The following is an 8,617-nucleotide window of genomic DNA, read 5'->3' on the forward strand; positions in this document are numbered from 1 at the left end:
CGCCCCAGCTGGGCACGGCCACGGCGAAGCGCTGCGCCAGCGCCGTCAGCGCCTCGATATCCTGGCCGCGGCGCGCCAGCATGCCGCCGAGCGCGTCGTAGTCGGCCTGCAGCTGCGGCGCCAGCTTCGCATTGTGCTCGGCCACCAACCCCGTATCGATCATGGTCGTCATTCCTGTCTCCTCGCTTTTTCCTGGTTTTTGGCGGCAGCGCCACGCGCCGCCGTCCTCTTTTATGAATTGTTAAATCTTAACCCAGAGTGCATCCGCCGGTCAGCGGGTGAACGCGGCGGCGTTGCCCGCATCGACGTTCAGCACATTGCCCGTGCTCTTGCCGGACTTTTCGCTGGCGAAGAAGTACACGGCTTCGGCGATGTCTTCCGGCAGCACGCTCTTTTTCAGCATGCTGCGCTTGCGGTAGAACTCCTCGACGTCGTCCAGGTCGATCTTGTTCGACGCGGCGCGCTCTTCCTTCCACTTGCCGTCCCAGATGCGCGAGCCGCGGATGACGGCGTCCGGATTGACGACGTTGACGCGGATGCCGTGCTCCGCGCCTTCCAGCGCGATGCAGCGGGCCAGGTGGATCTCGGCCGCCTTCGCCGTGCAGTACGCGGAGGCGCCGGCCGACGCCACGAGGCCGTTCTTGCTGCCCACGAAGACGATGCTGCCGCCCAGCTTCTGCTGCTTCATGACCTGGTAACTGCTGCGCGAGACGAGGAAGTAGCCCGTCACGAGAATGTCCTGGTTGCGCTTCCAGATCTCCAGCGACGTCTCGTCCAGCGGCGCGGCCGAGGCGATGCCCGCGTTCGACACGAGCAGGTCGACGCCGCCGAAGCGCAGTGCGGTCGCGGACAGCACGCCGCCCACTTCCTCTTCGCTCGTGATGTTTGCCTGCACGGTGTCCACGTTGTCCTTGCCGGCGACCCTGACGAGGTTCTGCTTCGCCACTTCAAGCGCCTCGGCATCGATATCGGTCAACATCACGCACGCGCCTTCCTGCAGCAGCTGGCGCGCCACGGCCTGGCCGATGCCGCCGGCCCCGCCCGTGACGAGGGCGATGCGGCCCGCCAGGCTCTTCGGCTTCGGCATGCGCTGCAGCTTCGCTTCTTCCAGCAGCCAGTACTCGATGTCGAACGCTTCCTGTTCCGGCAGGCCGACGTAGGCGTCGACGCCGTTCGCGCCGCGCATCACGTTGATCGCATTGACGTAGAACTCGCCCGCGATGCGTGCCGTCGCTTTATCTTTCGCGAACGACAGCATGCCCACGCCCGGAATCAGGTAGATGATCGGGTTGGCGTCGCGGATCTTCGGCGACGTTTCGCGCTTGCAGCGCTCATAGTAAGCCGTGTAGTCGGCACGGTAATCGCTCAGCGCCTGATCGAGACCGGTCACCAGGCGATCGAAGTCCGGCGTTGCGGGATCGAAATCGAGCACCAGCGGGCGGATCTTCGTGCGCAGGAAGTGGTCCGGGCACGAGGTACCCAGCGCGGCCAGCGGCGCGAGGTCGGCACTGCAGACGAATTCCAGCACGGCGGCGGAATCGTCGAAGTGACCGAGCTTGTACTCCTGCTGGCTGATCTTGCCGCGCAACAGAGGCATCAGGCGCGCGACCAGTGCCGCGCGCCCGGCCGGCGGCAGCGCCTGCGCGACCTGGCCACCGAACACGGGCTGCTTCACGTTCGTCGCGAGCCACTCGTCGGCGCGCTTGATCATGGCGAGCGTCGTCTCGTAGCACGACTTTGCCGTGTCGCCCCAGGTGAACAGGCCGTGGCCTTCGAGGATGATGCCCTTCAGGTGCGGCTGTTGCTGCGACAGCTGTTCCAGCTTCAGGCCCAGGTCGTAGCCCGGACGCTGCCACGGCAGCCACCCCAGTTCGCCCTCGAAGATCTTGTCCGTCAGCGCGCGGCTGTTCCTGCATGCCGCGATTGCAATGACGGCGTCCGGGTGCATATGGTCGACGTGCTTGTGCGCGATATAGGCATGCAGCGGCGTGTCGATCGACGCTGCGCGCGGATTCAGGTCGAACGTGCAGTGCGGCAGGTAGCCCACCATCTCGTCCTCGTGCTCCAGGCCGCGGTAGCGGGCTTTCAGCGCCTGCAACTTGTCCATGTACAGCGTCGAAAATCCGTCCAGCCTGATTGACCCCAGGTCGCCGCCCGAGCCCTTCACCCACAGCACCTCGACCTGTTCGCCCGTGAGCGGATCCGTCATCGCGATCTTGGCCGACGTATTGCCGCCGCCGAAGTTCGTGATGCGCAGGTCGGAACCGAGCAGGTTGGAACGGTACAGCAGCAGATCCGGTTCGCTCAGCGTGGCGGCGTGCTGGTCATCCCAGCGCGACGTGATCGGTTCCTTCTGCTTTGTTTCGCTCGTTGCACCCATTATTCCTGGTCTCCATAGTGTCGTCGCTCGACGGCGATCCCATCTTTCACCCGCCCCGTGGCATCACGGTCGCGGCATCCGGGCACAGTAGAATTCAGCGGCCCAAGCAGTGTCAACGCGGAATCGCTCAACATCGTGAGCAAGAGCGAATTAATCATATGGTTGATCGAAACGCGCATTTGCGCGGTCCGCGCCGGCCAAATAATCAGCCGGTTGATCGTTTAATGATTGACGGCATGGCATCTCCTCATTACTCTTTTCCCCAGACAACGCGACCTTGCGGTACGACGTTGCTAAGCCGCACAAAAATATTTACGGCACAATGGAGGAGATAAATGGTGAATCACAAACGCCGCAAGCGTTTGCTGAAGCTGCTCGCCGAGCATCAGACGGCGACCGTTCAGCAACTCGTCGAATGGCTCAATGCGTCACCGGCGACGGTCCGGCGCGACATCAGCTGGCTGGCAGCCCGCAACCTGCTCACCCGCACCCGCGGCGGAGCCGAGAACCTGCTGCCCAGGAAACGACAGTTCCCCCTGTCGAGCGAAACGTTCCAGAACAACATCCAGTGCTACGCGGCACGCAAGCGGGCCATCGCGCGCCACGCGGCGGGCATGTGCACGGACGGCGAAACGATCATCATCAACGGCGGCACCACGACGTTCATGATGGCCGAGTTCCTCGCCGACAAGCACCTGAAGATCCTGACCAATTCGTTCCTGATGGCCGAGCGCCTGCTCGTATCGAGCGAAAACGAGATCATCGTCCCGGGCGGCAAGGTCTACCGCGAGCAGAACGTGATCCTTTCGCCGTTCGACAACGACATCACCCAGCACCATTACGCCGGCAAGATGTTCATGAGCGTCTACGGCCTGTCCCTGCTCGGCCTGATGGAAGCGGACCCACTGCTGATCCAGGCCGAGAAACGCCTGATCAGCCAGGCGGAAGAGCTGATCGTGCTGGCCGACAGTTCCAAGTTCGCGCGCAAGGCGGGCCTGATCCTGTGCGGCCTCGATCGCGTCTCGACCGTGATCACGGATACGGGCGCCTCCGACAAGGCCGTCCAGACGCTCGAGCAGTACGGCGTCAACGTGGTCACCGTCGAGCCGGACGAGGTGGCGCCGAACGTCGGCGCACCGTTCTTCAATCCGCAGTACGACCTGCAGTCCGCCGCGCTGTTCCAGCCCGACGGGCAGCTCGATCCGCAACTCGATTCCCAACTGGAGGCCGCGCATTGAAGCCCAAACACCTCATGCTCGCGCTGGCGGCCGTCGGCGTCCTGGCCGGCGCCGCCGGCTGCGGCCAGAAGAAGCCTGAAAAGACCCGCATCGCGATGGTCGTGAAAAACCTCGGCAACGGCTTCTTCGATGCGGCCCACACGGGCGCGGACGAAGCGGCGAGGCAGCTCGGCAACGTCGAAGTGATCTATACGGGTCCGACGACGCCCAGCGCCGAAGGCCAGATCGAAATCATCAACTCGCTGATCAGCCAGAAGGTCGACGCCATCGTCATCTCCGCGAACGATCCGAACGCCCTCGTGCCGATCGCGAAGAAGGCCATGCAGCGCGGGATCAAGGTCGTGTCGTTCGACAGCGGCGTCGCGCCGGAGGGCCGGCAGATGCAGCTGAACCCGTCGAACGCCGAACTGATCGGCGAGAAGCAGATCCAGATGGCGTCGCAGGAAATCGGCGGTGCGGGCGAGATCGCGATCCTGTCCGCGTCCGCACAGGCGACGAACCAGAACATCTGGATCGGCGTGATGAAGAAGGTGCTGGAAAAGCCCGAGTACGCGAAGCTCAAGCTGGTGGCGACCGTGTACGGCGACGACCAGTCCGACAAGAGCTACCGCGAGGCGATCGGCCTGCTGCGCAGCCATCCTCAGCTCAAAGCGATCATCGCCCCGACCACGGTGGGCATCGTCGCCGCCAGCAAGGCCGTGGCGGACGAGCACCTGGTCGGCAAGGTCTATGTGACGGGCCTCGGCCTGCCGTCCGAAATGGCCGGTCACGTGAAGAGCGGCGCCGTGAAGGAATTCGCGATCTGGAACCCGATCGACCTGGGCTACGCGGCCACCTACGCCGCCGACCAGTTCGTGAAGGGCAAGGCCGAGGCGAAGCCGGGCGCCAGCGTGTCCGTCGGCCGCCTGGGCAGCGTGACGCTCGACGCCAACGGCGAAGCGGCGCTCGGTCCGCCGTTCACGTACAACGCCGACAACGTCGACAAGTTCGCGAAACTGTTCTGACCGAGTCTATTTGACGTATTCCCCGGTCATTCAACGGTCGCTTTTTTACGGCCGGGACCCCGCACGTCCCGGCCTATCATCCTGTCAGACTACGTATGCCAGCCACCCAACAAACCAGCCTACCTGAAGACGCCATCCCCGTCCTGCAGCTGACCGGCATCAGCAAGCGCTTCAACGGGATCCACGCCCTGAACGGCGTGAACGTCACGATCCGCGCCGGCGAATGCATGGCCCTGATCGGCGAGAACGGCGCCGGCAAATCCACCCTGGTGAAGACCCTCACCGGCATCTACCGGCCGGACGCCGGGACGATGGCGCTGGACGGCCGTCCCGTGACGTTTGCGAGCCCTCAGGAAGCGATGGCCGCCGGCATCACGGCCGTGCACCAGGAAACCGTGATGTTCGACGAACTGTCCGTCGCCGAGAATATCTGGGTGGGCCGCCAGCCCGTGCGCGCGGGCCACATCGACTGGGCCCGCATCGAAGCGGAGGCGGCAAGCCTGTTCGCCCGGCTGGAAGTCGACCTGCCCGTGAAGGCGCGGGTGAAAGACCTGTCGGTGGCCCAGCGTCACTTCGTCGAGATTGCCCGCGCCCTCGCCCAGGATGCCCGCGTCGTCATCATGGACGAACCGACGGCCGCCCTGTCGCAGCGCGAGATCCGCGAGCTGTACCGCATCATCGCCCAGCTGAAGGCGGCCGGCACCGCCGTGATCTTCATCTCGCACAAGTTCGACGAAATCTTCGAAGTGGCCGACCGCTACACCGTGCTGCGCGACGGCCAGTACGTGGCCGAGGGCCGCCTGGCCGACATCACCGAGCAGGAACTGGTCGCGCTGATGGTCGGCCGGTCCGTGCACCAGGCCTACCCGAAGGCAGAGGCGCAGATCGGCGAGCCGCTGCTCGTCGTGCAGAACCTGTCCCACCCCACCGAATTCGACGACGTCAGCTTTACCCTGCGCCGCGGCGAAATCCTGGGCTTCTACGGCCTCGTGGGCGCGGGCCGCTCGGAAGTGATGCAGGCCCTGTTCGGCCTCACACAAGGCGTGCGTGGCGACATCACGCTGGACGGCCGGACCGTCGCGGCGCGCTCGCCCAGCGAAGCGATCGCCCTCGGCATCGCCTACGTGCCGGAAGACCGCCAGCACCACGGCGCCCACCTGACGATGCCCATCCTGCAAAACATCACCCTGCCGATCCTGTCGCGCATCGGCTTCTTCCTGCGCGGCCGCCGCGCGGAAGAAACGGCGATCGCGCGCCACTTCGCGGAACAGCTGGAGCTGAAGGCGAGCCACCTGACGCAGCACGTGGCCGAGCTCTCGGGCGGCAACCAGCAGAAGGTCGTCCTCGGCAAATGGCTGGCGACCGACCCGAAGGTCATCATCCTCGACGAACCGACGAAGGGCATCGACATCGGCTCGAAGGCCGCGGTGCACCGTTTCATCAGCCAGCTCGTGGCGCGCGGCTTGTCCGTGATCCTCGTATCGTCCGAACTGCCCGAGGTGCTGGGCATGGCCGACCGCATCGTCGTCATGCACCACGGCCGCGTGCAGCGCGAATTCACGCGGCTTGACGCGACGCCGGAATCCGTCGTCGCCGCCGCATCGGGCCTGGCCACGGGCAACGTACCCGCGACGGAGGCGGCATGAACTTCCTCAGACAACGTGAACCGCTGCTGGCAGCGATGGTCTTGGCGCTCGTCGTCGCGGTCGGCCTGCGCGAACCGGCATTCCTGACGGCCGGCTCGCTCGCCAACCTCGTCACGGACAGCACGCTGCTCGTGATGCTGGCGCTGACCCAGATGCTCGTCATCGTCACGCGCGGCGTCGACCTGTCCGTCGCGGCCAACCTGGCACTGTCCGGCATGGTCGCGGCGATGCTGGGCGCGCACTATCCGGGCCTGCCCCTGCCGTTGATCGTGCTTCTAGCCGCCGCCGTCGGCCTCGGGCTGGGCATCGTGAACGGCTGGCTGATCGGCTACCTCGCCCTGCCCCCGATCGTCGTCACGCTGGGCACGATGAGCGTCTACCGCGGCGCCGTGTTCGTGCTGTCGGGCGGCGCCTGGGTGTCGGCGCACCAGATGCCGCCGCACTTCATCGCCTTCCCGCTCGACCGGCTGCTCGGCCTGCCGCATCTCGTGTGGATCGCGGCCGCCACGGTCGCCGTGATCGCCTGGGTGGCGCGCAGTACCAGGTTCGGCCGCGACCTGTACGCCATCGGCAATGCGCCGCAATGCGCGGGCTATATCGGCATCCCGAGCGCCCGACGCCTGCTGGGGACGTATGCGCTGTCCGGGGCTGTCGCGGGCCTGTGCGGCTACCTGTGGGTGGCGAGATATGCCGTCGCCTACACGGAAATCGCCTACGGCTTCGAATTCACCGTCATCGCCGCCTGCGTGATCGGCGGGGTGTCGATCGGCGGCGGCGTCGGCACCGTCCCCGGCGCCGTGCTGGGCGCCCTGTTCCTCACCGTGATCGGCAACGCACTGCCGGTGTTGCAGGTGTCGCCGTTCTGGCAGAGCGCCCTCACGGGCCTCGTCATCCTCGTCGCCGTCCTGATCAATGCCCGCGGCGCGGGCCGCCGCAGCCGCCAGATCCTGCCGCTGCATGGCGCAAGCCGTACATCCAACCGGAGCCCCGCGTGAATCCGACCACCACGATGCAAACCCAATCCAAGCCGTCTTCCCGCTACACCATCCTCGACCGCGAGACACCGCGCCTGACCACCCTGCTCGGGCGCTGGGAAAGCCTGCTCGCCATGCTGTTCGTCGCCGTGTTCGTGGCGAACAGCGTCGCGCTGCCGCATTTCCTCGACCTTTACAACCTGCTGGACGGCACGCAGAACTTCAGCGAGAAGGCGCTGATCGCCCTGCCGATGGCCCTGTTGATCATCTGCCGCGAGATCGACATCTCCGTCGCCGGCACGCTCGCGCTGTCGTCCGTCGCAATGGGACTCGCACACAATGCCGGCTTCCCGCCCCAAACGCTGGCGCCCGTCGCGCTGGCCACGGGCACCGCGTGCGGCTTCCTGAACGGCGTGCTCGTCACGCGCTTCGCGCTGCCCTCGATCGTCGTCACCATCGGCACCGTGTCGCTGTACCGCGGCCTCGCCAGCGTCGTCCTCGGCGACAAGGCGTTCACGGGCTATCCGCAACTGCTGGCCGACTGGGGCCAGGGCTACTTCTTCGGCATCGTCCCGCGCGAATTCGTCGTGCTGCTGGCGTGCGCCGCGCTGTTCGCCGTCGTGCTGCACGCCACGCGCTGGGGCCGTCGCATCTACGCCATCGGCAACAATCCGGAAGCGGCGCGCTTTGCCGGCATCGGCGTCGACCGCTACCGTCTCGCCCTGTTCATGCTGACGGGCGCCATGGCCGGCCTGGCCGCCTTCCTGCTGACGGGCCGCATCGGCAGCACCCGCCCGAACATCGCCACCGGCTGGGAGCTGGAAGTAATCACGATGGTCATCCTGGGCGGCGTGAGCATCGCCGGCGGCGCCGGCACGATCCTCGGCGTGATGCTGGCCGTGCTGACGATGGGCACCGTCACATATGGCTTGTCTCTCGCGAACATCCCCGGCATCTACATGACGATCGTCGTCGGCGTGCTGCTGCTCGCGACGATCGCGCTGCCCACGCTGCTGCGCATGCGGCGTGCCCGGAGCGCGTGATGGACGACGCACTGATCGTCCTCGACATCGGCAAGACCAACGCCAAGCTGGCGCTGATCGATGCCGGCGGCCGCGTGCTGGCCGAGCGGCGCCGTCCGAACGCCGTGCGCACGGATGGCCCCTACGCCCACCACGACACGGACGGCCTGTGGGACTGGCTGCTCGATGGCTGCCGCGCGTTCGCCGCGCAGGCGCGCGTGTCGGCCATCGTGCCCGTCACGCATGGCGCGACGGCGGCACTCGTCGACGACGCGGGCCTTGTGCTGCCGGTGCTCGACTATGAAGCCGAGCTGCCTGGCATCGACTATGCCGCCGTGCGTCCGGCCTACGAC

Annotated in this window: 6 protein-coding genes and 1 pseudogene; 6 read left to right on the forward strand and 1 reads right to left on the reverse strand. The window is 66.2% G+C overall.

Annotated elements, in window-relative coordinates; all coding sequences use genetic code 11:
* Window positions 1–271: 271 nt before the first annotated feature.
* Entirely contained in the window at window positions 272–2,380 is a 2,109-nt protein-coding gene (locus AC1DYX_RS24060; RefSeq protein ID WP_477263550.1) for a bifunctional rhamnulose-1-phosphate aldolase/short-chain dehydrogenase, read from the reverse strand.
* 335 nt (window positions 2,381–2,715) lie between these two features.
* Here AC1DYX_RS24060 and AC1DYX_RS24065 point away from each other — a divergent pair, with 335 nt between their 5' ends.
* The 6 genes and pseudogenes from AC1DYX_RS24065 to AC1DYX_RS24090 all read left to right on the forward strand — a co-directional run.
* Window positions 2,716–3,618, forward strand: a complete 903-nt coding sequence (locus AC1DYX_RS24065; RefSeq protein WP_477263552.1) for a DeoR/GlpR family DNA-binding transcription regulator — start codon at window positions 2,716–2,718, stop codon at window positions 3,616–3,618.
* 14 nt (window positions 3,619–3,632) lie between these two features.
* Entirely contained in the window at window positions 3,633–4,622 is a 990-nt protein-coding gene (rhaS, locus tag AC1DYX_RS24070; RefSeq protein ID WP_477263560.1) for a rhamnose ABC transporter substrate-binding protein, read from the forward strand.
* Between the two features lie 95 nt (window positions 4,623–4,717).
* Window positions 4,718–6,268: a sugar ABC transporter ATP-binding protein gene (locus AC1DYX_RS24075; protein ID WP_477263554.1), complete on the forward strand. Its 1,551-nt coding sequence runs from the start codon at window positions 4,718–4,720 to the stop codon at window positions 6,266–6,268.
* Complete coding sequence (locus tag AC1DYX_RS24080) at window positions 6,265–7,263, forward strand: ABC transporter permease (protein ID WP_477263556.1); 999 nt, start codon at window positions 6,265–6,267, stop codon at window positions 7,261–7,263. Before AC1DYX_RS24075 ends, AC1DYX_RS24080 begins: the two co-directional genes overlap by 4 nt.
* Window positions 7,260–8,285, forward strand: a complete 1,026-nt coding sequence (locus tag AC1DYX_RS24085) for an ABC transporter permease (protein ID WP_477263558.1) — start codon at window positions 7,260–7,262, stop codon at window positions 8,283–8,285. Before AC1DYX_RS24080 ends, AC1DYX_RS24085 begins: the two co-directional genes overlap by 4 nt.
* Window positions 8,285–8,617: pseudogene (locus AC1DYX_RS24090) on the forward strand (FGGY-family carbohydrate kinase); the annotation flags it as partial. The gene AC1DYX_RS24085 and the pseudogene AC1DYX_RS24090, both read left to right, overlap by 1 nt.

Source organism: Massilia sp. P2_C2 (assembly GCF_056404615.1).